We start from the raw sequence: 961 nt of genomic DNA, 5'->3' as shown, positions 1-961 counted from the left end.
GCATCCGGATATTGCAAATGTACATAACAATGCAATTAAAATGATTCCTTTGGATTTCATCGTATCACACCTCTCCTTTTCCGATTATTCTTCATTGTCGTTTTCTTTTCACATTATCTCATTATTTCAACAATGCTACACAATAATTTTAGCATGCCCCCCTGGAAAACAACTTAAGAAATTCTTACATTTTCTTTATGTTATTTGCCATTATTTCTTTTATAATTCTTAATCCAAATTTGCTTGTGGACTACAAAGAAGCTCATTAAAAGCAGCCTGCTTAATATTCAGCCCATCTGTTAGCTGCAATAAACATCTATGTTTATCCCTGGTAGACAATTTTGCCGGCGCAGATAGTGTAATGAATCTTACCCGGCAGCTCCCATCCTTTAAAAGGACTGTTGGATGCCTTTGATGCAAAATGATCCACTGTCCAACGCTCTTTTTCACCAAAGATTACAAGATCAGCCGGTGCATCCTGGCTCACACTACCCGGGATCATACGATAAAACTCTGCAGGATTCTTACTCATGCAGGCCATCAGCTGTAACAGTGTCAGATGTCCCGGTTCAACCAGTGAAAGCAGTCCAAGACCAAGAGAAGTTTCAAGGCCTGTAATACCGCTTGGTGCTTCCGCCAGCGGCTTTTCCTTTTCTTCTGTGCTGTGTGGTGCGTGATCCGTCACAATCAGATCGATGGTACCGTCCTTCAGACCTTCGATAATCTGCAGGCGATCATTCTCTGTTCGTACAGGCGGATTCATACGTGCCAATGTGCCGTATTTTAACACAGCGTCCTCTGTCAGTGTAAAATGATGCGGGGTTGCTTCTGCATGGACATCTGCGCCCATTTTCTTTGCCATACGAACAAGTTCCACAGAGTTTGCTGAACTAATATGCTGAATACAGACCGGTGCTCCTGTATGCAATGCCAGCATACAATCTCTGGCCACCATCACATC

Annotated in this window: 1 protein-coding gene; it reads right to left on the bottom strand. The window is 42.9% G+C overall.

Annotated features, from left to right (window positions below):
* Positions 1-322: 322 nt before the first annotated feature.
* Positions 323-961: amidohydrolase family protein (locus tag WMO25_RS18370; RefSeq protein WP_349086690.1), on the bottom strand; the 639-nt coding region annotated here is incomplete at its 5' end.

This window comes from Coprococcus intestinihominis (genome assembly GCF_040096555.1).
Classification (GTDB): domain Bacteria; phylum Bacillota; class Clostridia; order Lachnospirales; family Lachnospiraceae; genus Coprococcus_A; species Coprococcus_A intestinihominis.
The sequence above is the reverse complement of the archived record's forward strand: the minus strand, read 5'-3'. Positions and strand labels throughout refer to the sequence as shown.